The 19,168-nt window shown below is 48.5% G+C and carries 15 protein-coding genes and 2 pseudogenes; 10 read left to right on the forward strand and 7 right to left on the reverse strand.

The window, feature by feature from the left end; translation table 11 throughout:
* Positions 1-16: 16 nt before the first annotated feature.
* The 6 genes from GJA_RS02160 to GJA_RS26475 all read right to left on the reverse strand — a co-directional run bounded on the left by GJA_RS02160 (position 17) and on the right by GJA_RS26475 (position 6,198).
* Complete coding sequence (locus GJA_RS02160) at positions 17-505, reverse strand: 3'-5' exoribonuclease (RefSeq protein WP_038488261.1); 489 nt, start codon at positions 503-505, stop codon at positions 17-19.
* 491 nt (positions 506-996) lie between these two features.
* Positions 997-2,136 carry a TniQ family protein gene (locus GJA_RS26465; protein WP_081905210.1) on the reverse strand — a complete coding sequence of 380 codons (1,140 nt, stop codon included), beginning with the start codon at positions 2,134-2,136 and terminating at the stop codon, positions 997-999.
* Entirely contained in the window at positions 2,133-3,086 is a 954-nt protein-coding gene (locus GJA_RS02170) for a TniB family NTP-binding protein (RefSeq protein WP_038488267.1), read from the reverse strand. The genes GJA_RS26465 and GJA_RS02170 overlap by 4 nt, the downstream gene beginning before the upstream one ends.
* A gap of 3 nt (positions 3,087-3,089) precedes the next feature.
* On the reverse strand, positions 3,090-4,994 hold the full coding sequence (locus GJA_RS26470) for a DDE-type integrase/transposase/recombinase (protein WP_081905211.1): 1,905 nt from the start codon (positions 4,992-4,994) through the stop codon (positions 3,090-3,092).
* Positions 4,991-5,683, reverse strand: a complete 693-nt coding sequence (locus GJA_RS27055) for a PDDEXK family nuclease (protein WP_144241405.1) — start codon at positions 5,681-5,683, stop codon at positions 4,991-4,993. The genes GJA_RS26470 and GJA_RS27055 overlap by 4 nt, the downstream gene beginning before the upstream one ends.
* 287 nt (positions 5,684-5,970) lie before the next feature.
* Positions 5,971-6,198: a DNA-binding protein gene (locus GJA_RS26475; protein ID WP_081905212.1), complete on the reverse strand. Its 228-nt coding sequence runs from the start codon at positions 6,196-6,198 to the stop codon at positions 5,971-5,973.
* Positions 6,199-6,456: 258 nt separating this feature from the next.
* Here GJA_RS26475 and GJA_RS27060 point away from each other — a divergent pair.
* The 5 genes and pseudogenes from GJA_RS27060 to GJA_RS28115 all read left to right on the forward strand — a co-directional run.
* Positions 6,457-6,668: pseudogene (locus tag GJA_RS27060) on the forward strand (IS5/IS1182 family transposase); the annotation flags it as partial.
* Positions 6,669-7,122: 454 nt separating this feature from the next.
* Positions 7,123-8,286: a dsDNA nuclease domain-containing protein gene (locus tag GJA_RS02180; protein ID WP_038488270.1), complete on the forward strand. Its 1,164-nt coding sequence runs from the start codon at positions 7,123-7,125 to the stop codon at positions 8,284-8,286.
* On the forward strand, positions 8,283-8,762 hold the full coding sequence (locus GJA_RS02185) for a hypothetical protein (protein ID WP_038488273.1): 480 nt from the start codon (positions 8,283-8,285) through the stop codon (positions 8,760-8,762). The genes GJA_RS02180 and GJA_RS02185 overlap by 4 nt, the downstream gene beginning before the upstream one ends.
* The gene (locus GJA_RS02190; protein ID WP_156484105.1) at positions 8,759-10,537 is read left to right on the forward strand and encodes a hypothetical protein; all 1,779 of its coding nucleotides are present in this window, start codon (positions 8,759-8,761) and stop codon (positions 10,535-10,537) included. The genes GJA_RS02185 and GJA_RS02190 overlap by 4 nt, the downstream gene beginning before the upstream one ends.
* Before the next feature lie 37 nt (positions 10,538-10,574).
* Positions 10,575-11,513 (forward strand): hypothetical protein, encoded by a 939-nt coding sequence (locus tag GJA_RS28115; RefSeq protein WP_038488278.1) that lies wholly within the window; start codon positions 10,575-10,577, stop codon positions 11,511-11,513.
* Positions 11,514-11,545: 32 nt separating this feature from the next.
* Here GJA_RS28115 and GJA_RS28640 read toward each other — a convergent pair.
* Positions 11,546-11,638, reverse strand: a pseudogene (locus GJA_RS28640) (ATP-binding protein); the annotation flags it as partial.
* Positions 11,639-12,032: 394 nt separating this feature from the next.
* On the opposite strand from GJA_RS28640, the gene GJA_RS02200 reads away from it, so the two are divergent.
* From GJA_RS02200 to GJA_RS02210, 5 genes are all read left to right on the forward strand, one after another.
* Complete coding sequence (locus GJA_RS02200; RefSeq protein ID WP_038488281.1) at positions 12,033-13,361, forward strand: AAA family ATPase; 1,329 nt, start codon at positions 12,033-12,035, stop codon at positions 13,359-13,361.
* On the forward strand, positions 13,348-13,989 hold the full coding sequence (locus GJA_RS26490) for a retron system putative HNH endonuclease (RefSeq protein WP_167541079.1): 642 nt from the start codon (positions 13,348-13,350) through the stop codon (positions 13,987-13,989). Before GJA_RS02200 ends, GJA_RS26490 begins: the two co-directional genes overlap by 14 nt.
* Before the next feature lie 113 nt (positions 13,990-14,102).
* Positions 14,103-14,438 (forward strand): hypothetical protein, encoded by a 336-nt coding sequence (locus GJA_RS27065; protein WP_144241406.1) that lies wholly within the window; start codon positions 14,103-14,105, stop codon positions 14,436-14,438.
* A 662-nt stretch (positions 14,439-15,100) separates the two neighbouring features.
* Positions 15,101-18,160, forward strand: coding sequence for a DEAD/DEAH box helicase (locus tag GJA_RS02205; protein ID WP_051780180.1), 3,060 nt, complete (start codon positions 15,101-15,103; stop codon positions 18,158-18,160).
* Positions 18,161-18,404: 244 nt separating this feature from the next.
* Entirely contained in the window at positions 18,405-19,064 is a 660-nt protein-coding gene (locus tag GJA_RS02210) for a TetR/AcrR family transcriptional regulator (RefSeq protein WP_038488285.1), read from the forward strand.
* Positions 19,065-19,168 lie beyond the last annotated feature (104 nt).

Here is a 19,168-nt window from a genome sequence, read left to right on the forward strand (position 1 = left end):
CTGTGCTCCTTAGACATTAGGCGTACTGACTCTTTCTGCCGTCTTGCCAAGCAAGCCACCCATGCCGGTGCGCACGCGCATCGTGTAAAGCATGGTGCCATGGACCGTAGCGTTCATGGTATTTGACTACGGCATGATGAAATTCCGATGAGTCGATATGCCCACGTAAATCGTAACGGCCGGTCAGGTTCGATGGACGTATTCCATCCATCGCGGCAACGAGTAGCTTCCAGTCCGTGGTGCTGTCACACGCGATAGTAACGCTACGCGGCAGCGTTAGAAACCATGCGGCCAACTGTGCGGTTAGCTGGGATCGGGTGATAGCCGGGCCAGTCTTGCCCAGTAGCGGCAACACAGTGGAGTGAACAAATTCATTACACCATGCCACCCGAAAATCTGAGCGTTCCAGATACAGCTCATTCTTGCCATCCTCACCCACCATGCCAATGCTGATGAGGTCACAGTTCACTGGATCGGTATATTCAGTGTCAAGGAAAATTAGCATTTAGTCCTCACATGTAATGTGCAGCATGCTGCACTTTTCTTTGCTACTCATCATCATTGTGCCGTATGCGGCACATCATGGACACCGTAGTAACTAGTAAAATTATCGCGCAGAAACGGCAGAAGCTGGGCGTGCAGCAAGAATTGGCAGATTAAGCGAGCGTCAGCTGGTGGACGTTGTTTGAATTAAAACATGGCCGTAACGATACCAGTGTGCAGTGATTGTTACGAGTTTTTCTGTCGCTGTGAACTACAATCCTATTTTGGAATAATTTTTATCAGATGGTTACATGGACGGATGAAATCCATCCATGACCTACGCTACATCCTACTTATTGAATGATTTGTTGCGTTCAGGGAAAAGGTGGGGGCCACACCAATCGAACTCGCTTAACGACTCCGCAAGCCGCAGTCTTATGTTGCCAAGGTAGAAACCTTAATTGGCGTTTCGATGTTGTCGAGATCGCTGACTGGTTGACCGCGCTGCGAACGTCACCTCTGTTTTTCATGGCTGATCTGGTAGCGTTGAAGCTTCTGAACTGGCCGAGCCCGTGGTCTAAATGAGCAGTCAGGCACATCAGGGTATAGGTAAAGGATTTCGGTCTGCGAAAATCCGTGTTCTCGCAGTTCTCTTTCCGTTATCGCAATTTTTTGCTGACGACTGCCGTCATCTGGCCAGTTGATGGCACCTCTCGTGATTAGCCGCGTCAGCTTTGCGGGCGGCATCTTCAAAATTATGCAAACTTCGCTCTTGCTTAGATGAGATAGTCGCGACTCCGCTGCGCCGATCTGGGTCAGTGGCCACACTTGACTCAAGACTTCCTCGCCGAAGCGGTTGAGTGAGGGACTTCCTGATAAAAATGGCAATAGTTGAATGCGCGGACCCGTAACGGGAATGCGCGGCACAACCTGAGTCGCCACATGTTCGACCGCTGTGACTTCGCTCCGGAAGAATGCGATGGCAACTTCGAGCCGGGCATATTCGTTGGCCGGGCTATCGTCCAGTTCATCGAAACGCTCCAGGGCACTCCAAAATTCAAGCACGCTGTTCACTGCGGCGGCGTCGGCTGACTTCAGCAGTTCTTCTATTGTTTGCATGACCTCAGTGTTTGCCGGCGCACCGTGCATAGTCAGCAAAGAGGTCTGACAATGATTGCATGCGACGATTTCGCTTCTGCCGATCGATGGAATCCTTTTGCAATGAACGCAATGGTCTACCAAGAGGCACTTGTGCCGAGTACAGACTGCAAAAGGACGGACCAGCCATTGCTGTCGCCAGTACGGAAGCTCAGTTAAGCAAGCTGCACAAAATGCTCTTGCATCATCCCGCCGAAAGCAGCGGTCAGGTATCTCAATGGCGTGATATCGGCGCGATGACCGTCTTGATGATGAAGCGCGCTTGAGCGACAGTGCTGCCGCGTCATCCGTCAGGCCAAGTTGTCTGACGATAGCGACGAATCGACCAGGGTCGATAATTGCAGCGCGTAAACTTGGCTCATTGATTGACATACCGCTCCCGGCAAGTAGCTGATACACAGATGCGTGGCCATTTTCTTTGGCTGCACGTATCAAGATGCTTGCGGCAGTTTCGTCCTTGAATGGGATTGGGCGGAAGAGCAGGCGGTTCGTCATGCGCGCCTCCGCATCGCCGTTGCTAGTGCGCCATGTGATAGCCGAAATGGATTTTCGTTGACGATGCTTGCCTCCGCCGTTGTGCCACAATCCCAGGCAGCAGCAAAATTCTCAAGTGTCACATGTTCTGTACCTGATGTTAGCGCTTCTAAAGTAGCCTGTTTGATCAGCGCGACTACGAAGGATGGAATTCCCCCGGTTGCTGCGTATATTTGCGTTGCACTGTAGAGGCTATCAAATTGAGGGAGTGATGCAAGCGCAAGCCGCTGCTTAGCCTTTCTGATCGCCTCATCCATAAATGGGACTAACTCGCCCGGATTGCTTTGATCCCCCGGCATCAGTGGTAACAAGTGAAATCGCATGGGGAATCGGCGTGCTAGCTGACCGTCTTCAGACAGAATCGGTTCGAAGACGGGATTACCCACAAGGCAGAAAGAGATGCCTGTGCGATTTACCAACGTCTTGATCCAGTTGCGGACTTGATTGTTCGTTATCGATGATTGGCTCTTATCGCCAAACAAGTTATGCATTTCATCTGCAAACACCAAGATCGTCTTCGACCTTTCCAACAGAGTGCATAATCGTTCAGTGAGGTATTGCGCTGATTTCCCAGAGGTCGATGCGTTCGCACCGAGCGCGCTAAGCATGCTAGCAGCGACGGATCGGACGGTAGCCGGTGATGGGATTTCAAAATAAAAGGCTGGGACAATCGTCCTTTCAACGTGGGCGTCGCGTTCCATTGAAATCGGCATACGGGCCAGAAGTGCACGGCTCACTGTGGTTTTACCCAGCCCTGCCTCGGCGAGAACCAGACTCCCAACCGGTTCAAGATAGTGCCGGGATTTCAAAACGCATTCCTCGATTCCCAGCACTGCTTTCTCGAAAGCAGCGTGCAGAATGATGACTTTATCGAGTTCAGCCACGCGTGCTATCAGGCTTTCATTTAGCATGGCCTACTCCGTGTCGAGAGATTTGATCGTTGGAATGACATTCCACCCCGCCTTCGCAGTACTCTGAGGGGCGGAAGAAGGCTGAGGAGCAAGCGTACTTTTAGGACTATAGATCTGCTCGACCCGCTCAAGCTCGCTGCATTCACTGCCGGCCGATTTTGCATCAGTTTTACGTAGCTTGCGACCAACGCCATTGGTCAGCTTACGAAGCCACTTCTTTGCTGCTTCGCTTTCGTGCTGAATTCGCGACATCAGCGTCCAGCGAGCAATACGGTTGGCGTTCGTGCCGAACCGCTTTCTGTCTGCATCGGAAAGTGCCTTTTTGATCTTCATTGCCTCTAAGTGTGCAAACAGCGTTAGATCGTCTGTGTAGTCCGGGTCAGTTGATTCGGCCATTAGGTATTCCCCCCTCAAAGAAGGGTTTTCGAAGAAAACGGTTTGCAGATTCAACTCGTCGATTAAGATCGTGATCTTCGAATTGCCTTGCGCTTCAAGACCAATAAGCGCATGTGAAAAGTAGTGCAGCCCTTCGAACTGAACCCGGCCACCATGGATGGTTCGCTCATATGGGCGTCTTGCCAGAATATCCACCTCCGCAGCGGTTAGTTTCATTGGGCTCATCACACTCGCTTTTTCTTCCCATGCTATGGCTGGAGCACGAAGGGTTCGTGAGTGAACTGTCTTGTGATAAACCTCGTTAATCCACTCGTCGACAAAGGACTTGACTTGCTGAATGGTGAACCGCGCATTTCGACTGGAGTCGTAGTCACCTCGTGCCGCTGGACTAGAAAAAGTCGTGCCCGCCAAGCTTTGTATCAGTGCATTGGTTAAAGTTCTGAAGAAGGATTCCACGTGCGCTTTGCCATTCGGGTCTCGCGACTGTGCTGGCGAAATCGTTATCTTCAACGTACCGCATACCAAGATAAATGCTGAGTTCGCAAATTCGACACCATTGTCAGGAATGACTAACGACGGGATGCCATACCGGACCAGCATGTCCTTGAGTGCGGCCAGCGCGGTCGTCGCGCTGGGATCGTACATGCTGATGTACGTGCCAACAATGCTCCGGGTGTGCACATCAAGAACGGTAGTAAGGAATGGCCGTCCGAGTACATCGCCAGTATCAGGATCAACGACCAGCACGTCCACCTTGTGGGTATCCATCTGAACGATTGATAAGCAATTTCGCGCTTCGATTGTTCTCCCTGCTGCACGTGCAATCTTGCTTGCGGCCAGCGGGCCCAACTGCGCACATGCGACCGTATGCGGATCAAGTTGTTTTATCCGTCGTTGAATTGTACGGATAGATGGGAGCGCGACTTTGCTGGCGTGAGAGTCGCAAAGACCAAGCTGTGCAGCTCTGCCTATGACCTGGCTGTGCACAGCATCGCCGCCGCCACGTTCACGTCGCAGGAACTGTTCCTCAATAGCCTCAGAAATTAGTTGCTCGACTTCGACAGCGAAGCGAATTGTCCGATTTCCGCGGCGAGAATATCGCGGCGGGAGGGATTCCTCCTTTCGCTGCTTGAAGTTGGCGATCCAATATGACACTGTTCTAACCGATGGCGGCTTTGCATCGGAAAGGTCCGCGCAAACAGTTCTGATTACCTCAGCCAGCGGTGCCCTCGCGGTGGGATGTGGCAGTGTTCGTATCGCTGCTTCAATATAACGATATTTTATGATGCTCGCATGGCTACTGTACGTGTTGATAACTGCGTTGGTCGCGTCGCTGACATCAAGCGATCCTTGAATTTGCAGATCAAGAAATTTCGCATATGGCATCCGGTGGACTTGCCCGCCCGCACTGCTTGAGTAGCGAACCGTACCATCTGCTATGAAGCTGATCTCGAATCTTGCACCGTGTATGGTGAATCGTGTTCCCAGTTTCGGTTCAATAACGGATTTCATCGAACACCTCGCGATTTAAATGTATTGGCAGTCGGTTGAATGAAAGACCACAGCTGATGAAAGCTCAGAAAATCGATTATTTGCGCGGGTAGCCCATGTAGAGCCATCAGTTGATAGGCTGCTTCAAACGTACAGTTAGCATCGTGTGCAAGCAGCGATCTTGCGATGTCGGTCTGCGCTTGAGAGAAAGCTTGCAGGTGGCCGCGCGCATAACGTTGTAATAGCTCTTCCAATACCGGCGGGCTCGGTAAACTGTGTATGTCGATTAATCGAAAGCCGACACCTGCTTGGCCCAGTACGTTTCGCATGAACGTGAAGCGCTCCACGTCAGCTTTGGGAAGATGTTCGATAGATGGTTTTACCTCATGGACCTCGATTTGGCCACAAGTCGTTCGAATCAAGAAATCCGGATGTGCGAATCCTCCGTTTGGTAAGCAGATTCGAATTGCCTGGGTTCTATATTCTTGAACGCTTGGAGAGCGTTCGAGAACTACCGCATATGCAAGTTCGAGTCGACTTTCCAGCGGGATACTGCCCCCGGATTTGGTACTTGGGAATAGTGCAGTTCTTCTGCCCCTGCTACCCTGTCGGATTTTTCGATCACCATGAAGGATGCGGGCGAGGCTAGGTGGTCTTTGGAACGCTTGAGCTATTTGAACAAGTAGATCAGCAGATGCTGCTTTGGCCATGGGATACTTCTGCGAAGCGACCCCGGATGGCGGATTAAGGCGTTGGTCGTAGCAATTTCCAGACATAGTTATCTTCCGAGAAATAAGTTACACGGTACCGCTACCCGTATGGGCGTGCGCTACCGCGACGCGCCTTCAAAAAAACGAAGACGTGCTTGACTCTGGGTTGCATTCGGAAGAAACTACGGGTGCGAACCGTTGTAAGTGTCTTTCGATGCTGCAACCGCAGGCGGACCCGAGAGGGTCCGTTTGTGTTTGTGCGGATAGGTTTGCTTCTTAAGTTCCTCCTATTCTTGATAGCGGCTTGTTGAAAAATCGAGATCAGGCTCTGTAATGCCATTCTTCATGCCCAAACGCACAGCGATAGTGTGGCTTTTCCCGCGCGAAGGAACGCTTCGGCCTCGCAGCACTTGATACACCAAAGACGGAGTGAATCCATTCTGTCTTGCCCACTCGGCAACAGAGACGCCGCGAAACTTGAAGTCTTGCAGTACGTCGTTAGCGGTGCGGTTCATAGATGTGCTCCAGTTGCTTGCTCAGTTGTGAGGGAACATACACGTTTATAAAAGTTAGCGCAAGTCATTGATTAAATTGAACTTATTAGAATATTGTCGATGTATTTTTCTTACATTTCGACAGAATTTCATCTTATATTTCGCAAAATTGTTATCTGGATGATGCTTTGTAAATTTTTGCAATGAATAAATTCCCTTGCGATAGATGGATCAGCGATTGGGCTGGCGCGCATGCTCCGTATATAGGTGCCCCAGTAATGCTTCGGCTTATCGGACGAAGGCATCGAAGGCGCGATCTACGGCAGCCAATCCATTTGGGCATTTGTCGGCATTGATCTGGACGGCGAGTCGGCGCCTGACGCAACAACCTTGCTGAAGTCCAGCCATTTGCTCGAAGCCAACGGTCTGATGCACCAAAATTCGAGACGATCTACTGGCGTCTTGCCGAGAAGGACCTGATGATGCGCGAACGTAGACGCCTATCAACCGAGCGCGCACTTCCTCTCTTCGACAAATGTAGCCGACTATTTTTCAAAGGATTATCAGGATTTGTGGTTTTGCAGGCCTAATATAAGCGGATCATTTCTTGATTTGACATCGGATTTAGCCACCAAATGTGACAATTGGCGTATTTCCAAACAGCAACCATCCAGTAAAATAATAGTCCTAAGGGAAATAGTACCTAGGAGCCACAAAGAGGCTTCTTATTTGGAGGTAGCATTTAAGGCGCCATGCGCTGCACATCAAAATACTGTACATTTATACAGTATTAATGCCGATTCCTCTATTTCCTCTAAGCACACCGGCAGTCAACGGTGGAGAGAGAATTTTCTATTTTCCCGTCGCTATCAGCACGGATTAGACTATGTTGCGCCCGCATTTCACCTAACGCGAATTGCAACCAGGGAGATAAAAGAACAATCCATGGGCACCCTCCATGACAAAGCGCCACGTGAAACTGTCGGCCGAGAAACCAGCAACCGCTTCCGAATGCAATTTCAAGCTGCGGCTTTTGCCGCTCTGGAGATTTTAAGTGGCAAGGATGTTGACCGAGTGTATTGCGACTATCATGATGATTTCGTCGTGCGGCGTAATGTCGACGGCTCAGTCCAATATCATTTTTTCCAGGTCAAGACCAAGGGAAGAGCAAATCAACAATGGAAGGTCGATGAGGTCTTTTCACTGAAGAAGACGGGAAAACTCGACACGGAAGAGAAGCTCGTAGCCATTCGAGATAGCATTGCCGGCAAATTGTTCGTCCATACAATTGAGTTTGGTGAAGAATGCCGAGAAGTTACGGTTCTCAGCAATGTTCATTTTCAAGAGGACGTATTCAAGGTCCAGGAGCACCTCAAGGCAGGAGCGTCTGATCGTTCTTACATTACCCAGTTCATCGAGAAGTTTGGCGAAATCTTCTCACCTGAAATACCGCTTTCTGATGACCAGATCAAAGCGGCTAGAGCGAAGCTAACTCTTGTGCAAGTTTCCTATATGGGGGAAACCCTCGAGCAGTTCGCTGACGCCGCGCGGAACGCTATCTGGAAGCATAGTGAAATAGATCTCCACAAGCATGAGGTCGACGAGATTGCAAACAGTCTCGTGGCATTAGTAGAAGCGAAGTCTTGCGAGCCAATCAATGGAGTAACCAAAGACAAGATAGACGTCGTCGCGGGTGTCGGAATCGATGACCTGTTGAAGGTGCTAAGCATCTCCACTACGGTGTACAGGAATCTACTTAGTGGGGACGACCCTGCTGCTATCAAGACGGCTTCCATACTTCAGCGCGAGCTAAAATCTGCCGGCGCTCCGGAAAGCATGATCGAAGCTGCATCTCGTGCAAAGGTTTCATGGGACGTTTGGCTTCGCACAGCGCGTCACACCTATCCCGAGTTCGATCTCGAACTGCTCCTCAATGAGATCGATGCCAAGTGTCGCGTTTGGATTGTTAGCAGTGGCGCGCTTGGTCAATTAAGAGAGAAGATCGATGAGATAGTCGGTTCGGCGTTAGGTAAGAAATTTCCTCGCTTGGACGTCGACCTGTTACTCGGTGCATTTTGCGCATCAATTGTACGGAGAGCTTCGCGATGAATGCTTCCGAATTTTTCGAAGAGGCCATAAGGCTGGACATTCGGCTGAAACTCCCAGTCGAACTCTCAGTTCCCGCTCATTCGCTTAGCAACGAAGCGCTATTTCAGCTGCCATTGCTAGCGATGACAATTTTGGCCATAGCCAAGGGATCGGCAAAGCCGCTACTGCCAGAGATTGGTCAGTTGGTCGGCGAGTGCCTGGAACGCACGGTAGTCGGATTTAAGGGCTCATCACAAGATATAGGATGGTCTGGAAATTTGCGCATCAGAACTATCAAGGCGCTGACGTTCCTTGAATCCACAAGACAAATTTCCGTCGATAAGTTTACTCAACGAGTATCGGCAACCGATCTTGGAAAGAAGGTTTATCAAAGTGCGGTGGACGGCGAGAGTCCATTGGCCATGTCAATGAAGACCATTGAACTTAGCTACCAGTACATCAGGGACGAGACTCGAATCAGGGGAGAAGTGAAGTGAGGTTGAAGTCTCTAAAAATTGAACCGCTTGGTCAGAATGGTTGGGAAAGCCCGCTACTCGAATTTGGCTGGCGAACCACGCTCATCTTCGCCAAGAATGGTAGTGGTAAGACTCCGATTATCCAGTCATTGGCAGCTAGTCTTGGATTCCCGCCGAAGTTCCGGGACGAGATTTTCAGCAAATGCTCTACGGTGACATTGGAGGCCGAGAACGACGGTGAGCCACTAATCATCCGCCGAATTCTAGGAGCGAACAACCGCGACTTCCACGCGATCATGACCTATCGGGGTCAAGAGTCTGAGCATTACAATGAAGGAGCCTTTTCTGCGGCTCTTTTCGAGGCGCTTGGTCTAGAGCCTCCCCGCCTCGTAACGACCGGCGGGCAGGTAGCACAACCTTACGTGTCTACCGTCCTGCCAGTTTTTTACCTGAACCAAGGCGATGGCTACACGGCGGTCTATAAGTCGAATAGTGCGTTCATCGCTGACCAGTTCGTGGAGATGGTCCGCTTCGTGTTTGGCTTAAATCCCAAGCACTCGTTCGATGTAAAGAAGGACCTAATTGGTGAGAAGGCAGCGCTTGAAGCGCAGACACGGAAGATCGTGGCAGCGCAACGAATTTTCGAGTACCAATCACGAGGCGTTGACTATGCCCCTGCCAACCAAGATGTACTTCAACGCCGGGTAGCTGATATCACAGGCCAAATTAACACGCTGCGAGATTCAGTCGACGCGAAAGGTACTGCTAGTTCAGCAGTCACCGAACTGCTTCGTCAAAAAGACCAACAGATACGATCAAAGCAAATTGAACTCTCCGAACTGCAGAATCGCGTTTCTGGGATTGACTCCATTCGAACGGAAATCGAAGGTGAAGTAAAGACACTTGGTCTCAATGAACAGGCTCGCCGAGTGTTCTCTTCTTTCGGCGAAATTTGTGGTGCAACTAATTGCGGCTTGTTCATGGGCAGCACTGAGTCGTATGGCAAGAATCTCTTATATCTCCGTGACCAAATCAAGGACCTCGACCGCAATGCGTTACGCGCCGAGATTCGTATTGAGCAGATCATAGAAGTCTTGATGAATCTGCAAGTAGAGCGCCAAGTCCTGGTGACTCAACTGAACTCACCAGCAGCGGCCGGTATCGATCAACTCGTGACCGCTGTTCAGGGACTGACCAAACAGCTGGTAGAAGCCCAAGGCGAACTCGGGAGAATGGTCGCGCTTCAAGGGGAGCGATTTAAGATCGTAAAGCTAGAAGAAGAGCGGCTGCGAATTCAGGAGCGTATTGATAGCTTATCCAATAGTGGCCGAACCGATTTCGATTTCAATAAACTTCGCTACCAATTGCGTGAACTGGCGGTGAAGTGGATGGACATTCTGGATACCCATAACGTATCGAGGAACGTCGACATCGATTTAGACCTTAGGTTCAAGTTCGACGGTGAGTCCTTAGATCTCTTCTCCGGAAGCACAAAAATCCGTTTGGTATTGGCAATCCATGCCGCGCTATTCGAAGCCTACATATCAGAGCCATCGCGACCATTCAGGCTGATTATTCTGGATACACCGAAACAGCAGGAGCTTCATACCGAGGACCTCGCGAAATACCTCCGTGAGTTGGAAAATCTTTGTGCAGCAAAGAATGCTCAGCTAATTCTTTCGTCAACAGAGTACGACCATCCGACTGGACCGCAGGACAAGCGATGGCTGCCGAAATATAAGGGAGCTGACCATCCGATGTACTTAGGCACCGCCGGCGATTTCATTGGCGATTGAGCCTATGATGTATTAATTCATAAACAAAGGAAAAAATATGGCCTTCGTCGAGCCACTAAATACTATTGGCGCCGCTCTCCTTCGTGTCGCTGCTGCCATTATCGGCAGGAAACCCTTAACCCAAGATAAGTATCTGAAATCACGCCTTGTCATGCGCGGTATCGTGGCTGAACTCCCGACGGAGTTCCCCTTCCAAATCGCGGACGAGGACGGTCGCACCCATCGCGGGGTCTACGCCCTCAATCTCGTGATTTGGAATCGCGGGACGCATGCAATTTCTCCCTCCGATTTTCTCGACAACGCGCCGCTCCGCTTATCCATTGGGAAAAATGCATACATCATTAGGGCGGACCTTCTTTCGAATGATGATCAACTCATATGCTCCCTTTCTCAGGGAGACGATCAAAACGTGGATATCTACTTCGATTGTATCAATCCTGGTGACCACATAAACGTCATTCTCTTCTACGGTGGCGAAGCAATGGCGGATGTTGAAATACTCGGCCGAATTCGCGGTCAAGCAACTAGCTTGGATCATCACGCTGAGGAGGTTAAGGCCGGTATAGGAGAATGGCTTGCCACATTATTTATCTTACTTTGGACTGCCAACATGTTTGTGGGGCTGCCGATTAGTTCGTGGCTCATATACAGCAACTACAGTTTTGCAAAACTCCTACAAACGCCACCAAGCATTCCCAGTGCTATTGTGGCGTCGTTTTGGCTGGGCATCATGCTCCTCTTTATGTTCGTACAATCACGTATTGGCATGTGGTGGGAGCGTCGCAAATATCCACTTGGCTACCCCCTCCACGCAGACTTCGAGCCGCCCCTCATCGAAAACGTCAAAGGCATGATTCTGACTGTATTCACAGCGAAGAAACAACGTCTCTCGACGTCGATGTTTGACTGGGCGAAGCCAGTTATTGTGACTCGTAAGAAAAGCAAACGCCTCAGCGTTGACGACTGGGTTGCATAAGACTGCATGAGCCAAACCGGGTTTAGGCCGGCGTTGTGAACCAAGCAGTCAAGGATCGTCTTGGTCAAGGTGGCGTCACCGATAGCGGCGTGCCGATGTTCAATGGGAAGCTGGCTGGTGACCATGGTCAAGCGGCTGCATTGGCGGATCGAGCACTTTTAGCAGGTCGCGCCGGTGCGCGTCGTCGAGCACGACTAGTCCCCAACCATCAATCACGAGCACAGCTATGTTGACAAGCTGCCTGAGCAACTTCATGCAGGGGCCCTCCGGTGCGGCCAATAGCCAGCTCGTAGAGCAAGCACGGCAGATGAACGTAATACCCGCCTTTTCGGGACCCCGAGTCGATTCACCGTTACAATGAGTTCTGCGCTAAAGAATTTTCATATGGCAGTACATGCGTTAGGTAGTGTGATAAATCAAGAAATAGACCACACGGCCTAACCTTGAATTTCTTGGTCAATGCTACTCGTATAGATGCTCGGAAAGATCAATATCATTTAATTTAGTCAAGGACATCGTATGTGGTTAGAAGAAGTCAGTCTTGAAAATATTAAATGTTTCAAGAAAACCACCCTAAATTTAAAGCAAGAGGGTGGAAGAGCTGGATGGGTAACACTGTTAAGCGAGAATGGCGGCGGTAAGACCACTTTGCTCCAATCAATGGCCTTAGCGCTCGCTGGACCTGAAGTCGCATCACAGTTGTTACCGCGCCCCACGGGCTGGCTGCGGCAAGAAGGTGTGGTTGGAAAAATTTCATGCCGTATACATCAAGAGCCTTCTGATTCAGGCACTTTTGGCGTGGATAAAATTCGTACCTCCTTCGCATATACACAGCATGTGACAGGCCATGAACGAATCATCATCAGAGGAAAGGTTCATACGCAGCCGGGAGTACATGAGTCCGCTGACCGATCGTTGAGTTGGCTACGACAAAACGCTTTTTCATCAAGCAGCAAAGGTTGGTTCGCGGCTGGCTATGGCGCGTTTAGGCGGCTGACGAGAAGAAGCCAGGTTTTGGTTCCCTCAATGCAACAGCCATCTCGATTCACCAACTTCTCCACTCAGTTTGCAGAGGACGAAGGACTGGCAACTCTAGAAAACTGGTTGATGTATCTTGATTATCAAGAAGTAAAACGTTCAAAAAACACTTCGACTAGATTGAAAGAGATAAGTGTTGACGCGATAAATGGCTTGCTTCCTTCGAGTGTTCGCTTCGACTCGATAGACGATGAAGGTCGAATTTTGTTTGATGTGGATGGTGCCAAAGTTCCTACGTTCGCGCTCAGTGATGGTTATCGTAGTGTTCTCGCATTGGCTGGAGATCTGGTTTGGAGATTGATTGAAGGATTCCCAGATTTGTCGAATCCTCTCTCCGCTCACGGTGTCGTTTTAATCGATGAACTAGATATCCATCTGCATCCAGTATGGCAACGTTATATTGCAACCTGGTTGCAGGAGAAATTTCCAAATATACAGTTTATTGTTAGCACTCATAGTCCCTTTGTCGCTGCTGGGGCCGGCCGTGATGCGCTAACTCTAAAGATAATAAAAGATAATGAGTCTCCAAATAAAATAGTTCATGATGTTTTCGCTCTAGATGTTGATGATATTTTAAAAAGTGATGCTTTCGATCTTACGTCTACCTATGCGCCAGAGATACAAGATAAATTGAATCGATATGAATTTTTGATGGCAAAAAGGACTCGACTTACAACACGACAGAAGACTGAGCTGTCTAATCTTAGTGAGTTTTTTGCTATTTATAATCCCTATGGAATTGAAGAGCTTCCATCAGATTTTGAGAGAAAAATCAATAATTATATGGCAAAGCAAAATGATAAAAGTTAATCGCTCAGCCCAGCCAAAATCTTTGGCGACCAATGCTTCCAAATGGAAGAGCGAACTTCTCGCTGCTATTTCCGGTGGCGTCAAAAAAGATATAAAAAATGCTTTTTCTAAGTATGGACAGAAAGATGTTAAGGCGGCTCTTGAGTTAATGTTTAATGATAAGTGCGCATATTGCGAATCTGAGATCAGTAGCGTCACGTATGGTCACATCGAACATTTCAGGCCTAAAGGTAAATATCCGTCCCATACTTTTACTTGGAAAAATTTACTTTTGGCATGCGCGCGCTGCAACGATGCCGAACATAAAGGGCAATTGTTTCCGTTGGCGGCCCAAGGCGGACCGCTCGTTAATCCCTGCACGGAGGATCCAGACTCGTTCATAAAATTTACCTATGATGCTAAAACTCGAATGGCGCGAGCGGAAGGAAAAAATGGACGCGGTGGCAAGACTGTTGAGATATTTGGGCTTAATACTCGTAAGCATTTGGTAAGGCGACGCTCTATCATGATTAGAAATCTCGCTTTTATCCGAACAAAAGCCGCCACTGATCCGGAGGCAATGAACTTAATTATTGAGGCAAAAAAAACCACAAGTGAGTTTTCAGCTTGGGCAAAAAGCCTTTTTTAATGATGTTTTAGATGTTCTGAACACTTCATTTGTATTGCGCACGAATTGTCCGCGAACACGCGGCGACTGGTGGGATTCAACAGCCGGAAGGTGCCTAGCGATCGGGTGATCGAGTGGAGCTTGCGCAAGCGTGCAGCAACAGTCCTCGCTTTGAAAAGCTCTATACCGATGGCGCCTATTGTGGAAAATGTGCTCATGCCATCGAGCTGGCACATCGTCTTTCGGTTGAAGTGGTTTGTCATCCAACCAATGGCACGACCGGAACGTTACACGATCCCAATATCGCTCCTGAGCATGTTGCTGCTAAAGATGCCGGACTCATCGTCCTTCCCATGCGCTGGATCGTTGAAAGGACCCATGCGTGGAACGAACGCTGGCGCCGCACGATGATTGATGTATTACGACCGCAAACTCGATGTCTCGGAAGCTTGGCATTGGACGGCACATGAGCTTGCACCACCGCACATAAGCGCCAGATAGGTTTGGACTGATCTGAAACTTGGTATCTGACGACATAGACGTCGAATTTTCTCGCGATTACTTCAAATACGGGATTGCGTGTGCGGTTAATTTAATCGATGTTCAAGTCGAAGTTGTGTTCTTCACGGCCTTCTTTCATACGCAGCGTAACGGCAATTCGGTGGCTTGCCCACAATTTGGGATTGTGGGCGACCGCAACACTGATAGCCCATTGTCGGGCTAAACCCGCTCCGCCTTGCCCTTGAGCCGCAAAAATTCCGCGCAGGGTGAATTCCTTGTTTACTTACGCTGCCGTGCCCACACATAGTGCGCCCCACGTTTACTAATACTTGCACAACACTACATCAAGCAGTAGTGTTGCGTAAGCTATTGAATCTATGAATTTTCTTTCTTCCTTAGAATCTCGGATTTTGTACGAAAAAATAATTTTTGGTATGGTGGTTAACAACAAACGCAATGCTATACTTGGTACTTAATTAATATTTCTTGTCTATATTCAACTTGGAAAATGCGCCTGTAAAAAGTACATTAAAGGGACATATTTATAGACCCGTTCGTTATTTTTTTTGATGAGTATGTGGGCGAGCACAATACGAAGTTTTAATAATTTAGAATAAAAAAGGCGGCTCGAATGGAACAGATAGATAAAAATATACATGGCCTTGATCACGTACTTTGGTCTTCCCTTAGAGCATGTCAACAATTGAGCATTCAGAATGCCTTGCTATACACACAAACCCCATTTTCTGAACACGATCATAAATCTTGTTTGATAAGTCTTCCTACAGGGGCCGGAAAGTCAGGTGTAATCGCCGTTTTGGCACACCATGTTGATCAGAGTCGAATCCTGGTGTTATGCCATCGTCGCGCCGTATGTGATCAACTCGCCAAAGAAATTAGTGGCGGCTTTTTTACGAAGACTTGTCCGGCGGCTCCTATTCCGATGAGGCCAGTATTTCGAAGCATTGAAAATACAGATGCTAATGGAATTTATGTAACTACCTTCCAGATGTTGAATAGTTTAAGTAGTGACCGGCTGGAAGAAATAAAGCAATTCTTCGATTTGATAATTATTGATGAAGGCCACTCAGAACCTTCGCCGGTTTGGCGAACGCTGGTGCGTGGAACTTCTGCACATAAAATCGTAATTACTGCAACACCATATCGGAATGATCTTTTTCAATTCGATGTTAGTCCTACGGCCAGCTATGTCTACACATTTTCTGAGGCATTAGCGGATCAAGTTCTAAGTGAACCAGCTTTCGCTACTGTTGCCCAAGAGAATATTTTGCACAGTGTACTTAAATTTCTCGATGAATTTCCGACAGCGAAATGTATTGTCAAATGCAAATCGTTTGAAAAAGTTGAATATTTTTTTAATTTATTCAATCAACATGTTCCGACACTTGCAATACATCAGCGATATACGAACGATACTCGCGATAACGTAAAAACGGCTGTGCCTAAGGCTCTAAGCGATAGTGTATTTAGAGTTCTGGTCCATCAACATAAATTGGATGAAGGCGTTGATATCCCTGCGGCCAAGCTCATGGTATTAACGTATCCTTTAGGTAGTGGCCGAGAACTTGTTCAAACTGTTGGACGTGTGGTGCGTACTTTTGACGGCCTTCATCCAGTCGTACTCGAATTCGACCATCCAACCAATTTCGCAATGTGGTCTAGTTACCGTGACTTTGACAGCTCGCTTCAATCCGTTAACGGCGTTAGCAAGTTTCTGGCTTCTCTTAACACGGGAAGACTAATTGAATTATACTTGGATGCATTTCCTGAATTCAGTTACCATGAAAATCGGTTTGTAGGAAAATTTGATATTAATTCTTTTGATCCTGATAAGGCATTAAGTATTCCAACCGCTTCGATCTGTTTTCTACACTCGCAGGTCGGGTTTGCGCTGCCGCAAGCTGCTGACACGCTTTATTGGCGTGCGACGAATCAAGGGGAGTTGTGTAAAGTATTTAAATCAAATTCAACTGAAATAATTATTGTTCTGTCTGTCGCATTTAATAAATCTCGGTTTCTGTCCAATGAGCTTTTTTTTGAGCCAAGTCTTGAAATTGTTTTGTTGCGACAATTGGCGAACGGAATAGTCGCTGTATTCGATAGTCGTGGGCGCACTTACAGCTCTGATGCTGAGCTTAATTTTGGCTCCCCTCTGGAACAGAGTAAGTTGCTCAAAGTCATGACTAGAGGTGCTTCTATACGGCCCAAAGAAGCGAGCACTAGATCAATCAATTCAGCTCGTAAAAGACCTGAAGCAATGGTAATTAAGGGGGAAAACCTTGATGATCTTGGGGGGCAGCAGCAATTTGCAGCATATCGTATGTCGACAATAAAGTGCGACACCTTAGACAATCAAGGAAATAAGTCAGGTAGCTATTATATAGGGGTCGATGCTGGACGAATTTCGGATCATAAAGACCGTCAATTTAGTTTGGCAGATCTGGATGAATGGTTTGAAATGATTGAAAAATGTTTGGCATCTGATGTCGAAGCTTCGGGGCGAATTTTGAATTCGTTTTCAAAACCAATTATACCCACCGATGCTTTAATGGCAGAGTCAGTTGTGTTCGATTTTAGTATTTACGAAAAACCGATTGAGTTTCTTGTAAATGGAATTAAGTTTGAATTGGATAATAGTTTTTTATATTATCAATATGATTCGAAATTTGTTTTAAGTAATGGAGTTGAGGCATGCAATGTAAGTATAAATATTATTGCTGAGTATCCTTATGTTGAATTTGTTACGGAAAGTGATATTGAGATTATTGGTTTTGATGAGAGTTTTGGATTCGAAAAATTTTTAATCCGGTCATTGCATAAAATATTATTTAAAAATGGAATTACTTATGCGGGAGGTCGATTTTATGAATTAAGATTGCCGACGCAAGATGGTTTTGTTGTTGCTAATTCTGAATTGAGCGGTGTTCTCATCGCTATTCCTGGCCTGTTGCAAGATGGATTAACTGAAAAAGGACATGTAGACGGAATTATCCAGACCTCAGCCGATGAATTTTCATTAAATTCAGTATTTTATATTATTGATAAACTAAAAAATTACTCTTTGCCAAATCCAACAATATCAGAATTGGGGCCGTTCTATTCACATATTGCTGCGGCAGATTTCATCTTGTGTTCCGACATGGGAACTGAGCCTGCTGATTTTGTCATTTCCTCCCCAGAAAAACTTGTGTATGTACATGTCAAATGTGGCACGTCTGCGCAACGTCCGCAATCGTCTGCGGGCGCGCTAGCTGAGGTTGGCTCTCAAGCAACCAAAAATTTGGAAATGCTTGTTTCGGGCGACCGTAACCTGAAGGCTGCAAATTGGACAAATCTGTTGGCGGATTGGCCGGAGCCTGCCGCTCCTCAGCGCTTGGCAAATCGCATTCGTCTGTTCGAGGGGCGTAGATTTGATAGTACAGTTGATGCGCTTGAACCTGCACTTGAGCAGCTTTGGGCTGTAATAGCAGCACGCCGCAGAAGTGTCGGCGTTCGCAAGGAGGTCTGGATTATTGCGGCAAACAGCTTTTCGATTTCTGATTTTGAGACGCAGATGAGACTAGGTGTAGGAGGACGTAGTGAGTCACTCCAAGCTTATCAATTGTTGCAAGGATGGATGAGTGCGGCATCGAACTTGGACGCCGAGGTGAAAATATTTGTGTCCCGGTAATTTGCTCAGTGCAAGCCCATCTGTGGTCCGGTGCAAACTCATGTGTCATTAGTGCAATTGTGGTTGATGGGGTCGTCAGCAACTTGCATCCGAGCTTTACACCGTATGCAGCTTTATGTGTCGTCGCGTGCAACTTTATCTGTCGCCGGTGCAAACTTATGTGTCGTCCAACGAACTTGCTTGACGCTGCCTGTATAGACGACTAATATTAATGACTCAAGAGTAAGTTAGCAGATCGAAGCATATGCAAGTCCCGACCGATACCAAACCGCGCTGGGAGCGGCGCAAGGATGCCCGCCCGCAGGAGTTGCTCGCCGCTGCGCTGGATTTATTTGTCGAACGCGGTTTCGCTTCGACCCGGCTGGAAGACGTGGCCAAGCGCGCCGGCGTCTCCAAAGGCACGCTGTACCTGTATTTCGAGAACAAGGAAGAGTTGTTCAAGGCGGTGGTGCGCGCCAATATCGTGCACGTGATCGGCGAGGCCGAAAACAGTTTTGCCGCATCCGACAGCAATAGCGCGGATTTGCTGGCGTGCATATTAATGCAGTGGTGGCAACAGGTTGGCGCCACCAAGCTGGCCGGCCTGACCAAGCTGATGATGGCGGAAGCGGGTAATTTCCCGGAGTTGACGCAGTTTTACAACGAAGAAGTGATCGCCCGCGGTAATGCCTTGATCGCCAGCATGCTGGAGCGCGGCATCGCGCGCGGCGAATTCCGGCCGGTCGATCCGCAACTGACCACCGCCATTCTGATCGCGCCGGTCATCATGCTGACCATGTGGGCCAATTCCTTCTTGCCCTGCGATATGGCGGACATCGATGCGGACGCGTATATGCGCGCCTTTATCGACATGAGCCTGCGTGGCCTGGCGCCCGACCGGCCAGCCGGCAGTCCGGCGCCATGAGGACCGCCTCGCCTTGCAAGCCGGCGCCGCCATGCATCTGGCTGCGGTTTTTGCAAGGTTCATTCCCTTAAAACTGCAGACCGTCGCAAAATCCCCGAATCGCG

Source organism: Janthinobacterium agaricidamnosum NBRC 102515 = DSM 9628 (assembly GCF_000723165.1).
Lineage (GTDB): Bacteria > Pseudomonadota > Gammaproteobacteria > Burkholderiales > Burkholderiaceae_D > Janthinobacterium > Janthinobacterium agaricidamnosum.

Bases quoted from the DNA above. Each gene is read 5' to 3' on its own strand.
- GJA_RS02160 (WP_038488261.1), bottom strand. From the start codon at position 505: ATGCTAATTTTCCTTGACACTGAATATACCGATCCAGTGAACTGTGAC.
- GJA_RS02200 (WP_038488281.1), top strand. From the start codon at position 12,033: ATGTGGTTAGAAGAAGTCAGTCTTGAAAATATTAAATGTTTCAAGAAA.
- GJA_RS02210 (WP_038488285.1), top strand. From the start codon at position 18,405: ATGCAAGTCCCGACCGATACCAAACCGCGCTGGGAGCGGCGCAAGGAT.
- GJA_RS26490 (WP_167541079.1), top strand. From the start codon at position 13,348: ATGATAAAAGTTAATCGCTCAGCCCAGCCAAAATCTTTGGCGACCAAT.
- GJA_RS26465 (WP_081905210.1), bottom strand. From the start codon at position 2,136: ATGACGAACCGCCTGCTCTTCCGCCCAATCCCATTCAAGGACGAAACT.
- GJA_RS02170 (WP_038488267.1), bottom strand. From the start codon at position 3,086: ATGCTAAATGAAAGCCTGATAGCACGCGTGGCTGAACTCGATAAAGTC.
- GJA_RS02185 (WP_038488273.1), top strand. From the start codon at position 8,283: ATGAATGCTTCCGAATTTTTCGAAGAGGCCATAAGGCTGGACATTCGG.
- GJA_RS28115 (WP_038488278.1), top strand. From the start codon at position 10,575: ATGGCCTTCGTCGAGCCACTAAATACTATTGGCGCCGCTCTCCTTCGT.
- GJA_RS02180 (WP_038488270.1), top strand. From the start codon at position 7,123: ATGGGCACCCTCCATGACAAAGCGCCACGTGAAACTGTCGGCCGAGAA.
- GJA_RS02205 (WP_051780180.1), top strand. From the start codon at position 15,101: ATGGAACAGATAGATAAAAATATACATGGCCTTGATCACGTACTTTGG.
- GJA_RS27055 (WP_144241405.1), bottom strand. From the start codon at position 5,683: ATGGCCAAAGCAGCATCTGCTGATCTACTTGTTCAAATAGCTCAAGCG.
- GJA_RS26470 (WP_081905211.1), bottom strand. From the start codon at position 4,994: ATGAAATCCGTTATTGAACCGAAACTGGGAACACGATTCACCATACAC.
- GJA_RS26475 (WP_081905212.1), bottom strand. From the start codon at position 6,198: ATGAACCGCACCGCTAACGACGTACTGCAAGACTTCAAGTTTCGCGGC.